This is a genomic window from Streptomyces decoyicus (genome assembly GCF_019880305.1).
In the GTDB taxonomy this organism is placed as follows: domain Bacteria; phylum Actinomycetota; class Actinomycetes; order Streptomycetales; family Streptomycetaceae; genus Streptomyces; species Streptomyces decoyicus.
Genome location: NZ_CP082301.1, coordinates 6472857 through 6494217 on the forward strand (window position 1 = coordinate 6472857; position 21361 = coordinate 6494217).

The 21361-nt window shown below is 70.2% G+C and carries 15 protein-coding genes; 10 read left to right on the plus strand and 5 right to left on the minus strand.

The genetic code is table 11. The annotated features are described in order from the left end of the window. Position 1: 1 nt before the first annotated feature. From K7C20_RS28360 to K7C20_RS28385, 6 genes are all read left to right on the plus strand, one after another. Positions 2 to 796: a CIS tube protein gene (locus K7C20_RS28360; protein WP_245171025.1), complete on the plus strand. Its 795-nt coding sequence runs from the start codon at positions 2 to 4 to the stop codon at positions 794 to 796. Further along, positions 793 to 2712 carry a VgrG-related protein gene (locus K7C20_RS28365; protein WP_030076994.1) on the plus strand — a complete coding sequence of 640 codons (1920 nt, stop codon included), beginning with the start codon at positions 793 to 795 and terminating at the stop codon, positions 2710 to 2712. Before K7C20_RS28360 ends, K7C20_RS28365 begins: the two co-directional genes overlap by 4 nt. Positions 2713 to 2759: 47 nt before the next feature. Next, positions 2760 to 3182 carry a GPW/gp25 family protein gene (locus K7C20_RS28370; protein WP_030076992.1) on the plus strand — a complete coding sequence of 141 codons (423 nt, stop codon included), beginning with the start codon at positions 2760 to 2762 and terminating at the stop codon, positions 3180 to 3182. Then, complete coding sequence (locus tag K7C20_RS28375; RefSeq protein WP_053208909.1) at positions 3182 to 5197, plus strand: putative baseplate assembly protein; 2016 nt, start codon at positions 3182 to 3184, stop codon at positions 5195 to 5197. Before K7C20_RS28370 ends, K7C20_RS28375 begins: the two co-directional genes overlap by 1 nt. Further along, positions 5194 to 5799, plus strand: coding sequence for a phage tail protein (locus tag K7C20_RS28380; protein ID WP_053208910.1), 606 nt, complete (start codon positions 5194 to 5196; stop codon positions 5797 to 5799). The genes K7C20_RS28375 and K7C20_RS28380 overlap by 4 nt, the downstream gene beginning before the upstream one ends. Before the next feature lie 441 nt (positions 5800 to 6240). Continuing rightward, positions 6241 to 7323: an NADase-type glycan-binding domain-containing protein gene (locus tag K7C20_RS28385; protein ID WP_222892673.1), complete on the plus strand. Its 1083-nt coding sequence runs from the start codon at positions 6241 to 6243 to the stop codon at positions 7321 to 7323. A gap of 98 nt (positions 7324 to 7421) precedes the next feature. Here the strand turns inward: K7C20_RS28385 and K7C20_RS28390 are convergent, their stop codons facing one another. After that, positions 7422 to 8951 (minus strand): helix-turn-helix domain-containing protein, encoded by a 1530-nt coding sequence (locus K7C20_RS28390; protein ID WP_030076981.1) that lies wholly within the window; start codon positions 8949 to 8951, stop codon positions 7422 to 7424. Between the two features lie 88 nt (positions 8952 to 9039). Between K7C20_RS28390 and K7C20_RS28395 the strand changes: the two genes are divergently transcribed. After that, positions 9040 to 9309 carry a hypothetical protein gene (locus tag K7C20_RS28395; protein ID WP_030076979.1) on the plus strand — a complete coding sequence of 90 codons (270 nt, stop codon included), beginning with the start codon at positions 9040 to 9042 and terminating at the stop codon, positions 9307 to 9309. A gap of 1 nt (position 9310) precedes the next feature. Continuing rightward, the gene (locus K7C20_RS28400; protein ID WP_030076977.1) at positions 9311 to 9670 is read left to right on the plus strand and encodes a GntR family transcriptional regulator; all 360 of its coding nucleotides are present in this window, start codon (positions 9311 to 9313) and stop codon (positions 9668 to 9670) included. A 119-nt stretch (positions 9671 to 9789) separates the two neighbouring features. On the opposite strand, the gene K7C20_RS28405 is transcribed toward K7C20_RS28400, so the two are convergent. Together K7C20_RS28405 and K7C20_RS28410 are read right to left on the minus strand one after the other, a co-directional pair. Further along, positions 9790 to 10674, minus strand: coding sequence for a sigma-70 family RNA polymerase sigma factor (locus K7C20_RS28405; protein WP_030076975.1), 885 nt, complete (start codon positions 10672 to 10674; stop codon positions 9790 to 9792). Positions 10675 to 11060: 386 nt separating this feature from the next. Continuing rightward, positions 11061 to 11690, minus strand: a complete 630-nt coding sequence (locus tag K7C20_RS28410; RefSeq protein WP_030076973.1) for a dihydrofolate reductase family protein — start codon at positions 11688 to 11690, stop codon at positions 11061 to 11063. 425 nt (positions 11691 to 12115) lie between these two features. Between K7C20_RS28410 and acnA the strand changes: the two genes are divergently transcribed. Next, a complete protein-coding gene (acnA, locus tag K7C20_RS28415; protein WP_030076971.1) occupies positions 12116 to 14830 on the plus strand; it encodes an aconitate hydratase AcnA in 2715 nt (904 codons plus the stop codon). A gap of 91 nt (positions 14831 to 14921) precedes the next feature. Here acnA and K7C20_RS28420 read toward each other — a convergent pair whose 3' ends face one another. Both K7C20_RS28420 and K7C20_RS28425 read right to left on the minus strand, forming a co-directional pair. Then, positions 14922 to 15872, minus strand: a complete 951-nt coding sequence (locus K7C20_RS28420) for an FG-GAP repeat domain-containing protein (protein WP_030076969.1) — start codon at positions 15870 to 15872, stop codon at positions 14922 to 14924. 104 nt (positions 15873 to 15976) lie between these two features. After that, on the minus strand, positions 15977 to 19435 hold the full coding sequence (locus tag K7C20_RS28425; RefSeq protein ID WP_053210189.1) for a GH92 family glycosyl hydrolase: 3459 nt from the start codon (positions 19433 to 19435) through the stop codon (positions 15977 to 15979). A gap of 432 nt (positions 19436 to 19867) precedes the next feature. Here K7C20_RS28425 and ngcE point away from each other — a divergent pair, with 432 nt between their 5' ends. Beyond that, positions 19868 to 21307: an N-acetylglucosamine/diacetylchitobiose ABC transporter substrate-binding protein gene (gene ngcE, locus K7C20_RS28430; protein WP_030076967.1), complete on the plus strand. Its 1440-nt coding sequence runs from the start codon at positions 19868 to 19870 to the stop codon at positions 21305 to 21307. The last annotated feature ends 54 nt before the right edge of the window (positions 21308 to 21361 follow it).

Consider the following 21361-nt stretch of genomic DNA (forward strand, 5'->3'; position numbering starts at 1 on the left):
GGTGGCCGCGCCGACCGGCGGGAAGGCGGGCGCGAGTCTCGTACGGGCCGCGCTCGCGATCCATCAGCCCCCCACCGACCTCGGCGGCTCGATCGGCGGCCGCATCGGTGAGGTGGAGTTCCAGTTCAATCCGACCCAGTTGCAGCTCGGCCGGGAGGCGGAGTGGCACACCCAGGCAGCGGTCGCCTACACGCGCGGTGCGCCGCCGAAGTTCACCGGCACCCGGCCCGCCACGCTCCAGCTGGAGGTGTTCCTGGACGCCTCCGGCACCCCGAACGCCGGGAAGGTGCAGAAGCAGGTGGAACTCCTGCTGTCCTGCTGCGAGGTGACACCCCAGAGCGTCAACTCCAAGCGCCCTTCGCCTCCTTGGGTCCGCTTCTCCTGGGGGGCGTTCAACACCGTTCAGTTCGTCGCGTACGTGACGAGCGTCAGTGCCACCTACACCCTCTTCAACCCCACCGGGGAGCCGATCCGCGCCACCTGCGCACTGTCCCTCACCGAGGTGGCCATGCCCACCAAGGGGCAGAACCCCACCTCCGGCGCGCTCTCCGCCCGCCGTATCCACCGCACGGTCGCGGGCGATTCGCTCGCCTCGCTGGCCTGGCGGGAGTACGGGGACGCGACCCGCTGGCGGCTGATCGCGGAGGCGAACGAGATCGACGATCCGATGCTGCTGCGGCCGGGCACCGAGCTGCTGCTGCCCGCCGCCGACGAAGGCCCGCCCGATGGGGTGCCCGATGGCCCTCCCGCGCCCAGCCCCTCCGGTCACCCCACAATCCCCGAGGCCTACCGATGAGCGAGAAGACCTACACCAGCGTCCTGCACGTCGAGATCGGCGGCACGGTGCTGCCCGACAAGATCGCCGCCCTCCTCACCGAGGGCTGGGTCGACGCCAGCGTCAACGTCCCCTCCGCCTTTCAGCTCACCTTCTCCGACCGCGGCTCCGACATCCTCCAGACCTTCCCGAAGATGAAGATCGGCGCGAAGGCGGTGCTGTCGCCCTTCACCGACGGGCAGCGCGGCACCCCCATGCTGACCGGCGAGATCACCGCTCTCGAAGTGGACGCGGACGCGAGCGGCAAGTCCCTGGTCGTCCGGGGCTACGATCCGGGCCACCGGCTGCTGCGCAACCGCCGGGTCGCGGGCTACCCCAACATGACCGCGAGCGACATCGTGCGCCGCCTCGCCGGCCGCAACAAGCTCTCCCTCGGCAAGGTGGAGGCCACCCGCACCGTCTACGAGCTGGCCACCCAGCCCAACATCACCGACTGGGACTTCCTGCTGCGCCTGGCCCAGGAGAACGACGTCCATCTCTCCTTCGACCCGCAGGGCAAGCTGCGGTTCGGCAAGCTCGCCCCCGCCTCCTCCGCGCCCGCGGACACCACACCGGCCGCGCAGAGCCCGTACGTCCTGGAGTTCGGCCACAACGCGCTGCACAGCAGGATCGCGGTCACCGCCGCCGGGCAGGTCGCCAAGGCGGGCGCGCGCGGCTGGAACATGCGCGCCAAGCGCGCCCTGTCCGCCGAGTTCCCGGCCACGGCGAGCAAGGACATCGTCGCCGATATCGCGCCCGGAGCCCTCAGCAAGCCCTTCGGTGCCTCCGAACTGACCGCCACCGACACCCCGTTCACCACCCAGGCCCAGGTCACCCATGCCGCCCGCGCGCTCGCCGACGACGTGGCGGGCTCCTTCGCCGAGCTGGAGGTGGCGGTCACCGGGAATCCGCAGCTGACACCGGGCCGGCCGGTCGCGCTCAAGGGCGCCGGCTTCCCCTTCGAAGGGAAGTACACCGCGACCGGCGTACGCCATGTCTTCGAGTCCGGGCGGCAGTTCACCACCTGGCTGACCGTCTCGGGACGGCAGTTCCGGTCGCTGTACGGGCTCGCGTCCGGCGGCGCGGACACGGCGCCGCCCATGCCGGGCGTGGCGATGGCGCTGGTCAGCAACGCCAAGGACCCGCTGAAGCTGGGCCGGGTCAGGCTGCGTTTCCCCTGGCTGTCGGACACCTACGAGAGCGACTGGTGCCGGGTCGCGCAGCTGGGCGGTGTACGGGGCGGCGGGCTGATCCTGCCGGAGGTCGGCGACGAGGTGCTGTGTGCCTTCGACCGGGGCTCCCTGGAGCATCCGTACGTACTCGCCGGGCTCTACAACGGTATCGACAAGCCCACCCCGCAGACGGACGGCCTGCCGGCTGTCGACCCGACCAGCGGCCGGGTCAACTGGCGCTCCCTCGCCTCGCGCAGCGGCCACACCGTCGAACTCGTCGACGCCAAGTCCCGGATGAAGAGCGGCATCAGGCTGCAGACCGGCAACGGCAAGCTCACCGTCCACATGGACGAGACGCGCACCCAGGTCACCATCCGCAGTGACGGTTCCGTCTCCATCACCGGGACCCGGAATGTGAGCATCAAGGCGGGCGGCAACCTGTCGCTGATCGCGGGTGGCTCGCTGACGATGAGTGCCGGCGGGGCGGTCGACATCAAGGCGGGCGCGAAGTTCGGCGTCGCGGCGGGCGCCGTGGCGGACATCAACGCGACCGGCGCCATCAGCCTCAAGTCGGCCGGCGCGGTGGCCGTCAACTCGGTCGGCGCGGTCTCCGTCTCCGCGGTCGGCGCGGTGGCCGTCAACGCGGGCGCCGCGGCAGCCATCAACTCGCCGGCCACGGTCACGCTGAACGCACCGGCCGTCCTGCGCAACGGCATTCCCTTCTAGGGGCCGAGGAAGGTGAGGGACATGCATCTCAAGGGGGGGCACCGGACATGAGTGAACAGTTCGTCGGTGCGGGCTGGACCTTCCCGCTGCGTACCGACCCGGGCGGCGGTATCGCACTGGCCCGCCGCGAGCGGGAGATCGAGGAGTCGATCCGGCTGGTGCTGGCCACCGCGCCCGGCGAACGGCCGATGCGGCCCGAATTCGGCTGCGCTGTCCACGACATGGTCTTCGCACCGGTCAACGAGGCGACGGCCGGCCGTATCCGCTACGAGGTGCGGTCCTCGCTCGACCGCTGGGAGCCGCGCATCGAGGTCCAGGACGTCGAGGTGAGCCCGGCGCCGGACGAGCCGTCCGTGCTGTTCATCGATGTGCGCTACAGCGTGCGCGGCACCAACAACCCGCGCAGCCTCGTCTTCCCCTTCTACGTGATTCCGTCCACGGAATCACCGTCCACCGAAAGCGAAGCCTGATGGCCCTGCCCGCACCCCACCTCGACGACCGCCGGTTCCAGCAGTTCGTCGACGACGCCAAGCGCTATATCCAGCAGCGCTGCCCCGAGTGGACCGACCACAATGTCTCGGACCCGGGCGTGACCCTCATCGAGGCCGTCGCGCACATGGCCGACCAGATCGTCTACCGCCTCAACCGGGTGCCGGAGAAGAACCATCTGGCCTTCCTCGACCTGCTCGGTGTCACCCTCTTCCCGCCCTCCGCGGCCCGCGCCGACGTCACGTTCTGGCTCTCCGCCCCGCAGCCCGAAGCCGTGGTGCTGCCGGCCGGGACGGAGGTGGCCACCGGCCGTACCGAGAGCGAGGAGGCGGTGCCCTTCGCCACCGAGGACGATCTGACCGTCGTGCCCTGCGAACTGGCCGCCGTGCTGCGGCAGGAGGCCGGGAGCACGCCCGAGGACTGCGGTCAGGACGTCCTCGGCGGCCGCGATGTGGCCGTCTTCGCGGCCGCCCCGCAGCCGGGCGACACCCTGCTGTTCGGGCTGTCGGCGGCGGTGCCGCGCTGCGCGGCCGTACTGCGGCTGGACAGCCGGGTGGACGGCGTCGGCGTCGACCCGCGTCAGCCGCCGCTGTGCTGGGAGGCATGGACCGCCGACGGGTGGACGGAGTGCGAGGTGGCGGAGGACTCCACCGGCGGCCTCAACCGGCCCGGTGAGGTCGTGCTGCACGTCCCCGCCGGGCACCTCGTCTCGCGCGTCGGCCGGATCGACTCCGCCTGGCTGCGCTGCCGGGTCGTCGAGGCGGCCCCTGGCCAGCCCTTCTACAGCGCTTCGCCGACGGTACGGTCCGCCTCCGCGTTCACCATCGGGGGCACGACCAGGGTCGCGCACGCCGACGTGGTGCGGGACGAGCCGCTCGGCGAGTCCACGGGCGTGCCCGGCCAGCGGCTGCGCCTGGCGCACGCACCCGTCGTCGCCGACCGTCCGCCACTGAGGCTGGAGATCTCCGACGGGGACGGCTGGCAGGAGTGGCAGGTCGTCCCCGACTTCGCCGCCTCGGGCCCGCACGACCGGCACCTCACCCTCAACGCCGCCACCGGCGAAATCGCCTTCGGCCCCTCGGTGCGCCAGCCGAACGGCGAGGTGAGCCAGTTCGGGGCCGTACCGCCCAAGGGTGCGGCCATACGGGCCGCGCACTACCGCACCGGCGGCGGGCGCTCCGGAAACGTGGCGCGCGGGGCGATCCAGGTGCTGCGCAGCTCCATCCCGTATGTGGCGCGGGTGGAGAACCGGGAGGCGGCGCGCGGCGGGGTCGACGGCGAGACGGTGCAGGAGGCGAAGGTGCGGGCGCCGATCGCGCTGCGCGCCCAGGAACGGGCCGTGACCGCCCGCGACTACGAGGAGCTGGCGCGGCGCGCGGCCCCCGAGGCGGCCCGTATCGCCTGCCTCGCGGTCGATCCCGCGGAGCCCGCCCCGGGTGCGTCCGCCGGCACCGGCGGTACGGGCCAGGGCGGCGCGGCGGGCCGGACCGGTGAGAACGCCGTCCGCGTCCTGGTCGTCCCCCAGGCGGTCCCCGACCCCGGCGGCCGCCTCCGCTTCGAGCAGCTGGTGCCCGGCAAGGAACTCCTCGGCCGGATCACGGGGTTCCTGGACGAGCGCCGCCCCCTGGGCACCCGCCTCGCGGTGGGCCCGCCCTTCTACCAGGGCGTCACGGTCGTCGCGACGCTGCACTCCTTCCGGGCTGCGCGGGCCGAGCGGGTACGGGCCGAGGCTCTGGACGCGCTGTATGCCTACCTCGACCCGCTGACCGGCGGCGCGCACGGGGAGGGCTGGCCGTTCGGCCGCCCGCTGCGCTCCGGTGAGATCTTCGCCGCCCTCCAGCGCGTACCCGGCGTGGAACTGGTCGACGAGGTCCTGCTGCACCCCGCCGACCCGCTCACCGGCCGCCGCGGCGACGCCACCGACCGCATCGAACTCGCGCCGTCCGCCGTGCTGTTCCCGTTCGACCACCGCGTCCGTGTGATCGAGGCACGATGAGGGGCACTTCGACGGGGATGCTGTCCCCGCACCCCCTGGGCGCGGCGCTCCCCGCCGTCTACGCCGACGACGACTTCACCCAGCGCTTCGTGGAGGGCCTCGATGTGGTCCTCGCCCCGCTCTTCCACGTACTGGACTGCCTGGAGAGCTACTTCACGCCCACCCTCGCGCCGGAGGACTTCGTCGACTGGCTGACGACCTGGGTCGGCACCGAACTCGACGGTACGGAAGCGCTGTCCACCCGCCGCCGCGCGGTGGCCACGGCCGTCTCACTGCACCGCGTCCGCGGCACCCGGCTCGGCCTGTCCGAGGCGGTCCACCTGGCCTTCGGCGTACGCCCGGAGATCACTGAGAGCGGCGGCGCGACCTGGTCCGCACGCCCGCTCGGCCCGTTCCCCGGCTCCCCGCACCCCGGCCTACGGGTGACCCTGCGGGTCCACGACCCCGCCGCCACCGACCCGCACCGCCTGCACGCCGTCGTAGCGGCGGCCCGCCCCGCGCACCTCCCCTTCACGGTCGAGGTGACCACGCCACGCGCCCCTGGCGCCCACGCCGGACCCACCCCCGACGCCACGTCTGAAGCCACCTCCGAAGGAACCTGACCCATGGCCACCGACATCACCACCTGCCCGGACTGCGGCGCCCCGGCTCCCCAGACGGGCCAGTCGTTCTGCGACTCCTGCGGCGCTTTCCTGCGCTGGGACCGGCCTGCGGCATCGACCTCCTCGCCGCCCGCGCCCCCGTCGGCGGTGCCCCGGCCCGCGACCCCGCCGCCCACGTCGGCGCCGGACACGGCGCGCCCACACCCTGCGGCGAGCGGGCAGGGCCCGGCGAGCGGGACGGGCTCGGCGAGCGGTCCGCACGGCATTCCCGACCGCCCCGGCCATCGGGACGACGCCGTACGCCCCGACGCCACCCCGCCTCGAACGAGCCCCCCTGCGCCTCCTGCACCCGCTGTCCCTCCTGCACCCACGGCCCCTCCTGCACCCGCGGCCCCTCCTGCACCCGCGGCCCCTCCTGCACCCGCGGCCCCTCCTGCACCCATGGCCCCCACTGCCGCGGGCACCACCGACGCGGGCGTCGTCCCGCACTGGGACGGCGGCGAGGACCCCACCACCCCGCTCCCGACAACCACCTCCGCCGCCGACGACGGGACAGTGCCCCCGCCCCGGCCCGCCCCGAACAGCCCCGAGCGCCCACAGAGCCGACAGAGCGCACAGAGCCCGGCCCCCCCACCCGGCCAGGCCGCCCCGACACGGCCCCCGGCCGGCGAGCGGAACATCTCCGACACCGGCATCCGCGCCCTTCTGGTCCCCGTGCCGGATGCCTCGCCCACGGCGCCCCCGGAGGCACCCGGCAGTGTCCTGCCCGGCCGGCCCGATCCGGCCCGGCCCCGGGTCCGCACCCCGCAGGCCGCCCCCGAGCCCGAGGACGGCACACCCTGCCCGAGCTGCGCCACACCCAACGCGCCACGTCGCCACTTCTGCCACAGCTGTGCCACCCCCCTCACGGACACCACCCGCAAGAACGCCGAAGGGCCGTACGCCGGCGAGCGCCCGCGGCTGCACCGCGACCGCACCCGGTGGATCGCCCGTGCCGTGGTGGCGGCCGTGATCGCCGCTGTCGTGGCCGGGGGCATCATCGGGGGGCCGCCGGCCGCACGAGCCGTCCAGGACCACTTCGCCAAGCGCGTCCAGGTGCCTGCCGCCACCTGGAAGGCATCACACTCCGGGCCCGAGCAGGGCGCGAAGCTCGCCTTCGACGGCTACTCCAACACCTGGTGGGGAACGGGCTATTCGGGCGCCTCCGACGGCCAGTACCTGGAGGCCGGCTTCGGCCAGCCCACCGACCTGCTGAACATGGTGATCACGCCCGGCGCCTCCGCACGCACCCCCCAGGCCACCGACCCGGCCCGCCCGCACGAGTTCGACCTGCTCGTGACGGACTCCGCGGGCAAGCGGCACCTCCTGCGCTACCGGCTCAACGACGGCGGACCGCAGAAAATCGATGTCCGCGTACGGGACGCGATGACCGTACGACTGGTGCTGCACTCCGCGTACGGCGCCACAGACGCCAAACAAGTAGCCATCGCCGAGCTGGAGTTCTACGGCCGCTCCACGGGCTGAGCGCCCCCAAAAAGCCCCACGGCCGCCGCCGCACCCCCTCCTGACCCGCGTCTTCGCAAGTCAGCAGGGGGTGCGGCGGCTTTCCTCCAGAGGGTGCTTCAGATGTCCCGGAAGATCTCGATCTGCGCCCCGATCGAGTTGAGCCGCTCCGCCAGGTCCTCGTAACCCCGGTTGATGACATAGACGTTGCGCAGGACGGAGGTGCCCTCGGCGGCCATCATGGCCAGGAGGACGACGACGGCCGGGCGCAGGGCCGGGGGGCACATCATTTCCGAGGAGCGCCAGCGGGTCGGGCCGTCGACCAGGACCCGGTGCGGATCGAGCAGCTTGACCTGGGCGCCGAGGCGGTTGAGGTCCGTCAGGTAGATGGCGCGGTTGTCGTAGACCCAGTCGTGGATGAGGGTCTGGCCCTGGGCGCTGGCCGCGATGGCTGCGAAGAAGGGGACGTTGTCGATGTTGAGGCCCGGGAAGGGCATCGGGTGGATCTTGTCCAGCGGCGCCTGGAGCTTGGAGGGGCGGACGGTCAGATCGATCAGCCGGGTACGGCCGTTGTCGGCGGCGTACTCCGCGCTGCGCTCGTGGTCCAGGCCCATCTCCTCCAGGACGGCCAGTTCGATCTCCAGGAACTCGACCGGTACCCGGCGGATCGTCAGCTCGGATTCGGTGACAACTGCCGCCGCCAGCAGGCTCATCGCCTCGACCGGGTCCTCGGACGGTGCGAAGTCCACATCGCGTTCGATGTGCGCGGCGCCGTGGACGGTGAGCGTGGTGGTGCCGATGCCGTCGACCCGGACGCCCAGCTCCTCCAGGAAGAAGCAGAGGTCCTGGACCATGTAGTTGGACGAGGCGTTGCGGATGACGGTGACGCCGTCGTGCCGGGCGGCGGCCAGCAGCGCGTTCTCCGTGACGGTGTCGCCGCGTTCGGTCAGCACGATCGCGCGCTTGGGGGCGACGCTGCGGTCCACCTCGGCGAGGTAGGTGCCGTCGGTGGCGGTGATCTCCAGGCCGAAGTGGCGCAGCGCGGTCATGTGCGGGGTCACGGTCCGGGTGCCGAGGTCGCAACCGCCCGCGTACGGCAGCTTGAAGTGGTCCATCCGGTGCAGCAGCGGACCGAGGAACATGATGACGCTGCGGGTGCGGCGGGCCGCCTCGGTGTCCATCGAGTCGAGGTCGAGCTCCGCGGGCGGGACGATCTCCAGGTCGTTGCCGTCGTTGATCCACCGGGTCCGCACGCCGATGCTGCCCAGCACTTCGAGGATGCGGTAGACCTCCTCAATACGGGCCACCCGGCGCAGAGTTGTGCGGCCCGCGTTGAGGAGCGTGGCGCACAGCAGCGCAACGCAGGCGTTCTTGCTCGTCTTCACGTCGATACTGCCGGACAGCCGGCGGCCGCCGACCACCCGCAGATGCATCGGCCCGGCATAGCCGAGCGAGACGATTTCACTGTCGAGTGCTTCGCCGATACGGGCGATCATCTCAAGGCTGATGTTCTGATTCCCGCGTTCGATGCGGTTGACCGCACTCTGGCTGGTGCCGAGAGCCTCGGCGAGCTGCGTCTGTGTCCAGCCACGATGCTGTCGGGCGTCACGGATGAGCCTGCCGATGCGTACGAGGTAGTCGTCTGCCATGGAGTGACCGTATCTCAGATATGAGATGGATGCGCAATTGTCGATTGCCGAGTTGTTCTACTACTATCCGAACAACTGAGAGGTAGTCATGAAGAGTGCACTGCGTTCCGCTCGGCCCTCGAACGGGGCTCCGCGAGCCTGGATCGCCGTCCTGCCGTTCGTTGTCGTGATCATGGCGCTCGGCGCCCTCTGTGCGGGGGTGGCCGGCCGGCTCCCCGATCCGCTCGCCACTCGCTTCGACGGCGACCATGCCGACGGCTTCTCCTCGGCGCACGGCTATCTGGCCGGATGCCTCGCCGGCCGGCTCAGCAGCGCCGGACTGCTGCTCGGCGGTGCCGCGGCGCGGCAAGGAGGCTGAGGTGCTCTTCCGGGTGGACCCCGGTTCGTCCGCCCCGCTCGGTGACCAGATCGCGGCCTCGGTCCGCGGCGCCATCGCCGACGGCACGGTGGACACCGGGGAGCGGCTGCCGGCCGCCCGGGCGCTCGCCGCCTCGCTCGGCGTGAACGTACACACCGTGCTGCGCGGCTATCAGCGCCTCAAGGAGGAGGGGCTGATCGAACTCCGGCGCGGCCGCGGTGCGGTGGTCACCGGCGCCGCGTCCCCCGCCCGCGCCCGCCTCGGCGAGACCGCCCAGCGACTGATCGCCGAGGCCCGCAACCTGGGCCTCTCCGACGAGGAGATCGTGACGGTGGTGCGTACGGGGCTGACGGGGCGGTGAGGCGGGGAGGGGCGCCGGCCGGGGCGGGTGACGTCGGACATGTGCTCTCACCCGGATGTGCCGCGTGATCACGCGCCCCTCCCGTACCGGACCCGGCCGCCCCTGCCCGGGATCCGTGGTCAGTCGTCGAGGATCGTCAGGTCCAGCCGGCTCAGCCGTGCGAGGTCGGCGAGGATGTTGATCTCGACGATCTTCCCGTGCGCGAGGGTGAAGCCCATGACGGAGAACGGCCGCCCGCCCCGCGCCGTGACGAGTCCCGGCGCGCCGTTGACCATCGCCGGCCGGGCGAAAGCGGCGAACCGGGAGAAAGTGAGCGCCTGCTCGACCACCGCGCGCGCCCCGCGGACCAGCTTCGACACACCTTCGGGCGCGTCGCCGGCGTCGGCGCGCAGCACGACGTCCGGGTCGAGGACCGCGAGCAGCGCCTCGAAGTCGCCACCGCGCGAGGCGGCGAGGAAGGCGTCGACCACTTCCCGCTGACGGGCGAGATCGGTGTCGGGGGCCGGGGCGGCGCCCTGGACGCGGCGCCGGGCGCGGCTGGCGAGCTGCCGGGCGGCGGCAGGGGTGCGGTCGACGATGGGTGCGATCTCGTCGAAGGGCATGGCGAACATGTCGTGCAGCACGAAGGCCAGCCGCTCGGCAGGGGCGAGGGTCTCCAGCACGACGAGCAGCGCGAGCCCGACCGAGTCGGCCAGCAGCGCCTCCTGCTCCGGGTCGACGGTGTCCAGCCGGCCCACGATCGGCTCGGGAACATGAAAGTCGAGCGGATCCTCCCGCCGCGCCTTGCGCATCCGCAGCTGGTCCAGGCACACCCGCCCGACGATCGTCGTCAGCCAGCCGCCCAGGTTCTCCACCCCGCTCACCCCGGAGCGGCTCAGCCGTAGCCACGCCTCCTGGACGGCGTCGTCGGCCTCGCTCACCGAGCCGAGCATGCGGTAGGCCACGGCCCGCAGATGACTCCGGTTCTCCTCGAACCGCTCCGCCAGCCACTCGTGGTCGTTCATGGGTTTCATTCCTCCCCGTCGAGGTCCGTCAGAGCAATGACGGACGCCATGAGCCGGATGTGACGAGAGGAAGCCGCTGGTGCTGCGGGCCTGCCCAGGTCTCGGCTGCCGACGGCCTGCCGGCGCCGACCGTTGCCGTGATCAGCGGGGCGCGGTGCCGGACTGCTCACTGATCGGCGGGCACCGCCGGGCGTACGGCCGGCGCATCGAACTCGACCCGGAGGCCGGGCCGGGCCAAGCCGGCTTCCGGTATCAATGACGTGATCATTACACGGCCGGGGCGGAGGTGAGCCGTGAGGCGCCACGATCCTTGCGGTGGCCAGGGCCCGCCGGTCGTGCGGCGGCCGCGGCCGCGGCGGCGAGGTGCGTGTCGACGTCGAGCGTCCTCAGTCCTGCTCGTCCAGCATGAAGGACCCGTACTCGGGCTTCCCCGCCCGTTCGTAGGCGCAGTACTGCACGCCCACGCTGGTGGTGCGGGACTCGGTGAGCGTCCAGGCGACAGGGGCGGCGCCCTCGGCGAAGAGCCGCTTGCCGGTGCCGATGATCACGGGGTTGACGAGCAGCCGGTACTCGTCGACGAGGTCGTGCCGCTGAAGGGTGCGGATGAGGTCGCCGCTGCCCTGCGTCATGATCACGCCGTCGAGCTGCTCCTTGAGCCGTGCGACGGCCTCCGCAGCCTCGCCCTTCAGCAGATGGGAGTTGTGCCACTCCAGGCTGGTCCGGGTGCGCGAGGCGACGTACTTGGGCATGGCATTGAGCTTCACGGCGATCGGGTCGTTCTCGTCGGTGACGCGGGGCCAGTGGGCGGCGAAGATGTCGTAGGTCTTCCGGCCGAGCAGGAGATGGTCGGCGGTCCGCTCGAAGACTCCCGTCATGAGGTCCATGAAGTCGTCGTCGACGTAGGGGACCTGCCAGCCGCCGTGCTCGAAGCCTGCGTCGACATCCTCGCCCGGACCGCCGGGGGCCTGCATGACGCCGTCCAGGGTGACGAACGCGGTGACGATCAGTTTGCTCATGATGCTGCCTTTCGGGTGCGGAAGCTGTCTGCACCCGGATTGACTCCCGGACGGGCGGAAACTCATCGCCCGACACGCGAACGGCCGGGTCCGGGGTCATTCCGTGACGTGTCCCGCCACACGGCCCTGACCGTGTCCGAGTGAAGCCTGTCGCTCGTACCGGCAGGCGGTGCGCTGACCAGCAGCGGAACCGGCCAAGGTGCAGGGGGACCGGTCAACCTTCGGTAAGAGGGGACAGTCGGGGCATGACCAGGTCGCAACGATGTACTAGAGTTATCTCGACATCGAGATATCTGCCGAGAGGCGTACCGCTGCCGCGCCAGTAAGGCTTGCCTAACTTAGGCATACCTTAGCGGATGGGGCAAGAAGCTGTGACGGCAGCATTGCGGTGGTACGCGCGAATTTCATGCATGAAGGAGACTGTCGTGTCGGCGAACAGCTTCGACGCCCGCAGCACGCTGCAGGTGGGCGACGAGTCGTACGAGATCTTCCGGCTGGACAAGGTCGAAGGCGCCGCGCGTCTTCCCTACAGCCTGAAGGTGCTGCTGGAGAACCTGCTCCGCACCGAGGACGGCGCGAACATCACCGCCGACCACATCCGGGCGCTCGGTGGCTGGGACTCGCAGGCCCAGCCCAGCCAGGAGATCCAGTTCACGCCGGCCCGCGTGATCATGCAGGACTTCACCGGCGTGCCCTGTGTCGTGGACCTCGCGACCATGCGTGAGGCCGTGAAGGAGCTGGGCGGCGACCCGGCGAAGATCAACCCGCTGGCGCCGGCCGAGCTGGTCATCGACCACTCCGTCATCGCCGACAAGTTCGGTACGAAGGACGCCTTCGGCCAGAACGTCGAGCTGGAGTACGGCCGCAACAAGGAGCGCTACCAGTTCCTGCGCTGGGGCCAGACCGCGTTCGACGAGTTCAAGGTCGTCCCGCCCGGCACCGGCATCGTCCACCAGGTGAACATCGAGCACCTGGCCCGTACGGTCATGGTGCGCAACGGCCAGGCCTACCCCGACACCCTCGTCGGCACCGACTCGCACACCACCATGGTCAACGGCCTCGGTGTGCTGGGCTGGGGCGTCGGCGGCATCGAGGCCGAGGCCGCGATGCTCGGCCAGCCGGTCTCCATGCTCATCCCGCGCGTCGTCGGCTTCAAGCTGACCGGTGAGCTCAAGCCGGGCACCACCGCCACCGACCTCGTGCTGACCATCACCGAGATGCTGCGCAAGCACGGTGTCGTCGGCAAGTTCGTCGAGTTCTACGGCGAGGGCGTCGCCGCCACCTCGCTGGCCAACCGCGCCACCATCGGCAACATGTCGCCGGAGTTCGGCTCCACCGCCGCGATCTTCCCGATCGACGACGAGACCCTGAAGTACCTGCGCCTGACCGGCCGCGACGAGCGGCAGGTCGCGCTCGTCGAGGCGTACGCCAAGGAGCAGGGCCTCTGGCTCGACCCGGCCGCCGAGCCCGACTTCTCCGAGAAGCTGGAGCTGGACCTGGCGACGGTCGTCCCGTCGATCGCCGGCCCGAAGCGTCCGCAGGACCGCATCGTCCTCGCCAACGCCGCCGAGAAGTTCGCGCAGGACGTGCGCAACTACGTCGAGGACGACGACGAGGCGGGCAAGGAGTCCTTCCCGGCCTCCGACGCCCCGGCCTCCAGCAACGGTGTGCCGACCCGTCGCACCACGGTCACCGCCCCCGACGGCTCGACCTACGAGATCGACCACGGTGCGGTGACGGTCGCGGCCATCACCTCCTGCACCAACACCTCGAACCCGTACGTCATGGTCGCCGCCGCGCTGGTCGCGAAGAAGGCCGTGGAGAAGGGCCTGACCCGCAAGCCGTGGGTCAAGACCACGCTCGCCCCGGGCTCCAAGGTCGTCACCGACTACTTCGACAAGGCGGGCCTGACCCCGTACCTCGACAAGGTCGGCTTCAACCTCGTCGGCTACGGCTGCACCACCTGCATCGGCAACTCCGGCCCGCTGCCGGAGGAGGTCTCCAAGGCCGTCAACGAGCACGACCTGGCCGTCACCTCGGTGCTCTCCGGCAACCGCAACTTCGAGGGCCGGATCAACCCCGACGTCAAGATGAACTACCTGGCGTCCCCGCCGCTGGTCGTCGCGTACGCCCTCGCGGGTTCCATGAAGGTGAACATCACCAAGGACGCGCTGGGCACCGACACCGAGGGCAACCCGGTCTTCCTGAAGGACATCTGGCCGACCGAGGCCGAGGTCAACGACGTCGTGGCGAACGCCATCGGCGAGGACATGTTCAACAAGTCCTACCAGGACGTCTTCGCGGGCGACGCCCAGTGGCAGGCGCTGCCGATCCCGACCGGCAACACCTTCGAGTGGGACCCGCAGTCCACCTACGTGCGCAAGCCCCCGTACTTCGAGGGCATGACGATGGAGACCACCCCGGTCTCGGACATCTCCGGCGCCCGTGTGCTGGCGAAGCTGGGCGACTCGGTCACCACCGACCACATCTCCCCGGCCGGTGCGATCAAGGCCGACACCCCGGCCGGTCAGTACCTCACCGAGCACGGCGTCGACCGTCGTGACTTCAACTCCTACGGCTCGCGCCGTGGTAACCACGAGGTCATGATCCGCGGCACCTTCGCCAACATCCGCCTGCGCAACCAGATCGCGCCGGGCACCGAGGGCGGCTACACCCGCGACTTCACCCAGGACGGCGCGCCGGTCTCGTTCATCTACGACGCCTCGCAGAACTACCAGGCGGCCGGCACCCCGCTGGTCATCCTGGCCGGCAAGGAGTACGGCTCCGGCTCGTCCCGTGACTGGGCGGCCAAGGGCACCGCGCTGCTCGGCGTCAAGGCCGTCATCGCCGAGTCCTACGAGCGCATCCACCGCTCGAACCTCATCGGCATGGGCGTCCTGCCGCTCCAGTTCCCGGAGGGCACGTCCGCCGAGTCGCTCGGCCTGACCGGTGAGGAGACCTTCTCCTTCTCCGGCGTGACCGAGCTGAACGACGGCACCACGCCGCGCACCGTCAAGGTGACCACCGACAGCGGTGTCGAGTTCGACGCGGTCGTCCGCATCGACACCCCCGGCGAGGCGGACTACTACCGCAACGGCGGCATCATGCAGTACGTGCTGCGCTCGCTGATCCGTAAGTGAGCAGGGCCGCCGGCTGACGGCCGGCGGTACGGGACGGGCCGCACCCCCTCGGTCGAGGGAGTGCGGCCCGTCCGCGTGTCCGCGCCCGGTCTCAGAAGATCAGGCGGTAGCTGCCGAAGTTCCCGCGAGCCTTGACGGGCTTGGCGAAGGGCGCGGACTCCTTGCCGGTGCCCTGGTAGATGTAGAGCGTGCCGTTGCCGGCGCGGGCCAGCAGGTCGGCGGTGCCGTCCCGGTCCACGTCACCACTGGAGTGCAGGTAGTTGTACGTGTTCCAGCCGGCGCCGACCTTCTTGCGGGCCGCGAACGGCGCCTTGGCGTTGCCGGTGCCCTGGTAGAGCCACAGCACCCCGGCCTTGTCCTTGGCGACGAGGTCGGCCCGGCCGTCGCCGGTGAGGTCCCCCTGGCCGGCGAGCTGGGTGTAGCCGCCCCAGCCGGCGCCGACCCGCATCCGGGGAGTCACCGTGCCGTCGGGGCGGGCCAGGTAGATCCACAGCGCCCCGGCCTTGTCGACGGCGAGGATGTCCGACTCCTTGGCGCCGCCGAGGTTGCCGGGCGAGGCGACCTTGGGGTAGGTCTGCCAGCCGCCGCCGATCTGCCGGGTCTTCACGTCCCCCTGCGCGTCCGTGTACGTGTAGGAGAGGTCGCCGGCGAAGGTCCAGTAGTACGTCGCGTCGGCGTAGCCGTTTTTGTCGTGGTCGACCTGCGCCGCGGCCTTGAGGTACTTGAAGTCCCCGATGTCGTCGCCGTCGAAGATCTTGTCGCGGGGACCGAAGTTCCCCGCGCGGTCCGGCGCGTACATGAAGAGGCTGCCGTCCCGCTCCACTCCGTCCACGACGAAGAAGAACGGGGTGTTGTACACCGTGCCGGACGCGGCCCCTGACCGCTCCGGGGTCTCGACGGCCTTGAGCCGGGGGCCCGCGGAAGGCGTGGGCCCGTCGGCCAGCGCGGTGCCCGTGGCCGTGCCCGCCAGGGTCGCGGCGAGCGCCACGGTGGCGAGTCCGGTGCGGACGCGCCCGCGCTTCCGGCCGAAGGAAAAAGTCACCTATGTCTCCAAAGATTCAGACAACAGACGCGACGCGCCCCCATAAGGGACGCGTCGCGTGATCACCTGAATAGTTCCACAGGAACTTCACAAGTCAACTGGCTTTATGGCGCCCCGAGTAGCTCGATCTCGGCGAGCCTGCCCTTGCCGTCGGGCACCAGCCGGTAGTGCGGATAGCTGCCCGGCCGGTCGATCGCGAAGACACGGGTCTGACGGTCCCAGGTGAAGGACGCGCCCTCGCGGTGGTCCAGCCGCGTCCACCGCTCGCCGTCCCGGGAGCCCTCCAGCGTCCAGCCGGCCGGCGCCGAGGCACGCTCCGCCGAGGTGAGGGTGTACGACGTGACCCGGGCGGGCCGGGGGAGGTCCACCGGGGCGCCGGTCAGTTCGGCCGCGCTGTCGGAGGTGTTGTCGAAGAGCGGGCCGCCGCCGGGTCCGGTCACGTCCCCGGGCGGGGAGGGCACCTCGTCGTCCTGGGTGAGCGACGTCGGGGCGGCGTGCGCTCCGGTGCCCCAGGCGGAGGGCCGGTCGCCCATCGCGAAGTCCAGGGTGCCGCCGCGGGCGAGGAGCCGGTGCGGCAGGGCAGTGGAATTCCAGGGTTTGCCGTTCACCCGGAGGCCTTGGACGTAGACGTTGCGTGCGTTGTTGCGCGGCGCCCTGATGGTGAGGTCGCGGCCGTTTTCCAGGTGGACCGTGGCCTTGGTGAACAGCGGGGAGCCCACCGCGTATTCGCCCTGTCCCATCACCAGCGGATAGAAGCCGAGCGAGCTGAAGACGTACCACGCGGACATCTCGCCGTTGTCCTCGTCGCCCGGGTATCCCTGGCCGATCTCACTGCCGAGGTAGAGCCGGGACATCGCCTCGCGGACCTTTTCCTGGGTCTTCCAGGGTTGGCCGGCCGCGTCATACATGTAGCCGATGTGGTGCGAGGGCTGGTTGCTGTGCCCGTACATGCCCATACGGGTGTCGCGGGCCTCGGTCATTTCATGGATCACATCGCCGTACGAGCCGGCGAATTCCTTGGACGCGGTCTCCGGGGTGGAGAAGTACGCATCCAGCTTCTTGGCCAGCCCGGAGCGGCCGCCGTAGAGGTTGGCCAGGCCCCGGGTGTCCTGCGGTGCGGTGAAGGCGAAGGTCCAGGCGTTGGTCTCGGTGTAGTCGTTGCCCCAGACCCGGGGGTCGAAGCTGCCCGGCGGCAGCCGCCAGTTGCCCCGGGCGTCCTTGCCCTGGAAGAAGCCGACCTTGTCGTCGAAGAGCTTGACGTAGTTCTGGGCACGGCCCAGGAAATAAGCGGATTCTTCCTTGTAGCGGGGCTTTTTGGTCTTCTCGTAGAGCGCCTTGCCCATGCGGGCGATGCCGAAGTCGTTGAGATAGCCCTCCAGCGCCCAGGACATGCCTTCGCGGGTGTCGGTGCTCGTATACCCGAGGAAGGGGGAGGTGTTCATTCCCTTGCGGCCGACGCCGGGGTCCGGCGGGGCGACGGTGGCGTTCTTGACGGCCGCGGCATAGGCCGCCTCGGCGTCGAATTCCACCCCCTTGGCGTAGGCGTCGGCGAACGCCACATCGGAACTCGTCCCGGTCATCAGATCCGCGTAGCCGGGCGAGGACCAGCGGGAGATCCAGCCGCCGTCCTTGTACTGCTGGACGAATCCGTCGACCATTTTCCCGGCCCGTTCCGGGGTGAGCAGGGAGTAGGCGGGCCAGGTGGTCCGGTAGGTGTCCCAGAAGCCGTTGTTGACGTACACCTCACCGTCGACGATCTTGGAGCCGGTGTGGGTCGGGGTGTCCTGGCCGGTCTGCGGAGAGAAGGGGCTGGCGTAGCGGCTGCGTGAACCGACCTTCTCGAAGCCGGAGTTGGGGTAGAGGTACAGGCGGTAGAGGTTGGAGTAGAGGGTGGTGAGCTGGTCGCGGCTCGCGCCCTGGACCTCGATCCGGCCCAGGAGGTCGTCCCACTGCGACTGCGCCCGGTCCCTGACGCCGGCGAAGGTCGCGCCGGCCGGGATCTCCCGGGACAGATTCGCCTTCGCCTGGTCCACGCTGATCAGTGAGGTGGCGATCCGCATGGTCACGGTGCGGTCCGCCCCGGGCTTGAAGCGGAGATAGCCGGTGACGTCCTTGCCCCCGGTGCAAGCACCGGCTCCACTGGAACGGCTGACGCCGCACCCCCCGTTGGCGAGCCTGCCGCCGCCGGTGACCGGGGCGTCGAAGACGCCGTAGACGAAGAGCCGGGTGGCGCCGACCGACAGCCCGCTCCTGACATCCGAGAAGCCGGTGACGATCCCGCGCTCGGTGTCCAGGCTCAGCCCGCCCTTGTTGTTGACGTTGTCGAAGATCAGGCTCGCCCGGTCGCCGGGGAAGGTGAAGCGCATTAGCGCGGCGTGGTCGGTCGGGGTGATCTCCGTCTTGAGGCCGTTGTCGAAGGTCACGCCGTAGTAGTGCGGCTTGGCGGTCTCGTTGGCGTGGTGGAACGGCAGCGCACGGCCGGTGCGCGAGGCGTCCGGGGTGCCGGCCACGGCGGACGGCATGACCTGGAAGGTCTGCCGGTCTCCCATCCACGGGCTCGGCTCATGGCTGGCGCTGAAGGCCTGGACGGTGGGGAGGTTGTCGGCGTTGTTCTTCCGCGCGTATTCGTAGAGCCAGTCGGCGGAGCCCGCGTTGGTGACCGGGGTCCAGAAGTTGAACCCGTTGGGGACGGCGGTGGCCGGGAAGGTGTTGCCGCGCGAGAAGCTGCCGCTGGAGAGCGTGCCGCGGGTGGTGACGGCGTAGTCGGAGAGGTGCGCGAGCGGCTTGTCCGGGGCCTTGGGGCCGAGGGTGATGTCATCGACCCAGCCGCGGAAGGCCGGTGCGGTCCGCGGCGCTCTGGGCGCGTCGTAGGCGACCAGGATCCGGTCGACGGTCTTGCCGGCGGCGACCGCCCCGATCCGCGACTCCCGGTTGTTCCACTGGTTGGCGTAGAGCGTCTTGGAAGCGGCCTGGCCCTGCGGTGTCAGCGGTGCGCCGTGCTGATCCACGGCGGACAGCTCGCTGAGGTAGGTGCCGTCGGTGAAGGCCAGGTCGAGCGAGGTGTGGGTCGCCGGATAGTCCGGATCGCTCTTCGCCATCTCGGGGAAGAGCTTGTACGAGAGCGAAGTGGCCGCGGTGACGGGGAGGTTGACGTCGAAGATCTTGTTGTACGAGTAGCCGTGGCCGTCCGCCGTGTGGGTGCCGGCGTAGCGCAGCGCACGGGTGCCGCTGAAGCCGGCGTGTGTCTTGGCGGTGGGGGAGTCGCCGGGGCCGGTGTCGGTCCCGGTGCTCATGCCGGGTGCCGCGGGGGTCGTCTCCGGGCCGACGCCTGCGGTCCTGGGCCGTCCCTCGGGGCCGGTGTCGACGGTGTCGTTCCAGTCCGGCTGTGGTTGGCCGGATTCGAAGGAGGAGCGGAACTCCGTTGCCCCCTGGGGCTTTCGGGGCGGCGCGGCCTGAGCCGCACCAGCCGGGCCTTGCACGGTGATGACGAGCAGAGCGGCCGCCACGAGGGCGGCGGGGCGGGTGATCCCCCGCAGTGGACGGTGCCGGTGTCTGAGCCGCACGCGAGCCCTCTCAACGAGATTGACATCGTTGTCAGTTACATGGCGCCAAGATAAACAGAGATAAGTAAGGTGCGTGGGGACTTTGGTGTCAAGGGTGCCGCTGAGATTGGTGGGCCGCCGTGTCGCCGGGCGGTCCGGCAGGGTGACATCCGGCGAATCCCCGCGCATGTCGGGGAGGTCTCAACTAGGGAAAGACTGCCGTCCAACCCTGCATTCGATCTTGCCCCTGCGGCCGGAAGTGGACTATACCTGTCGCGTCCGACGGCCGTACGACCGCGGCCGTGGATCCGGGGGGAAGGCGGGAACGGATGACTCCCCGCATTTCTCTAGCGCGCCCGGTGCACATCCCGTACAACTCAGCTTCATCTGACCCGCGGTGCCGGGGTGGCTCCGGTACACCGCCTGAGTCCTGAAGAAGGCGAGGACTTGAGCATGGGATCCACCTCAGAATTCAACCGTCGTGATCTGGTCAAACGGGCCGCGGCCCTGGGTATCGTCGCCGTCCCGTCGATGGGAGTGCTGTCGGCGTGTGCCGGCGGCGGGGACAGCGGCGATAACAAGGTCGAAAAAGGCAAGAAGTCGGCCAAGAATCCGCTTGCGGTCAATGACTCGGCCGGCCTCGATGTGGTCATCTTCGACGGCGGATTCGGCGACAAGTACGCCAAGGACGCACAGGGCGAGTACATCAAGTCCTTCCCGAAGGCCGACGGCAAGGTCAAGCTCTCTTCGACCCAGAAGATCCAGTCGACGCTCCAGCCGCGCTTCAACGGCGGAAACCCCCCGGACCTCGTCGACAACTCCGGTGCGGAGCAGATGGATTTCGGCACGCTGGTGGGCAAGGACCAGCTGACCGACCTCACGGCACTCCTCGATGCCCCCTCCGTCGACGACCCGGACAAGAAGGTGCGCGACACGCTGCGCCCGGGTGTCGTCGAAATGGGCCAGTTCGGCGGCAAGGAAACCTGGATCCTCTACTACGCGTACACGGTCTACGGCGTCTGGTACTCCAAGGGCAATCTGGCGAAGCTGGACGCGGAATATCCGGAGACCTGGGACGACATGCTCGCCCTCTGCGCCAAGGCCAAGAAGAAGGGCGTGGCCGGCTGGACCTATCCGGGCAAGTACCCGTACTACTTCCCCTTCAGCCTCTACCCGTTCATCGCCAAGATCGGTGGTGAAGAGGTCCTGCGGAAGATCGACAATCTGGAGCCGAACGCCTGGAAGGACCCGGCGGTCAAGGCGGCCTTCGAGGCCTACTATGAGCTCTACAAGAAGGGCTATGTCCTCAAGGGCTCGCCCGGCCTGGACCACCTCCAGTCGCAGAAGGCGTGGGCCGAGGGCAAGGCGCTGTTCATCCCCAACGGCTCCTGGGTGGAGAACGAGTCGGCCAAGCAGATCGCGAAGAACCCGCACTTCGATCTCGCGGTCGGCGCCCCGTCCAGCCTGTCGACCTCCGACAAGATGCCGTACGGCACCATCTGGGCCTCGGGCGGCGAGCCGTACATCGTCCCGCGGAAGGCCCGGAACGCCGAGGGCGGTATGGAACTGCTGCGCATCATGCTCAGCAAGAAGTCCTCGCAGAATTTCATCAAGCAGGTCTCCTCGCTCACCTCGCTCAACGGCGGCACCGAGGGGCTGAAGCTCCCGCCGGGCCTGGCGTCGGCGCAGGCGGTGCTGCAGAAGGCCGGCCAGAACATCGTCAATCCGCGGATGCAGGACTGGTACGTGGCGCTCCAGAAGGAGCGGATCGGTGTCGGTGCGCTGGGCGAGATGATGGCCGGCCGGATGACGCCCGACGAGGCCATCAAGAAGATCCAGAAGTACGCGGACGACACCCGCGACGACTCCAGCGTCAAGAAGTACAAGCGCTGACCGGCAAGTTCGTGGGGGTGCCCCCCGGCGTGGGCCGGGGGCGCGTCACCGGCG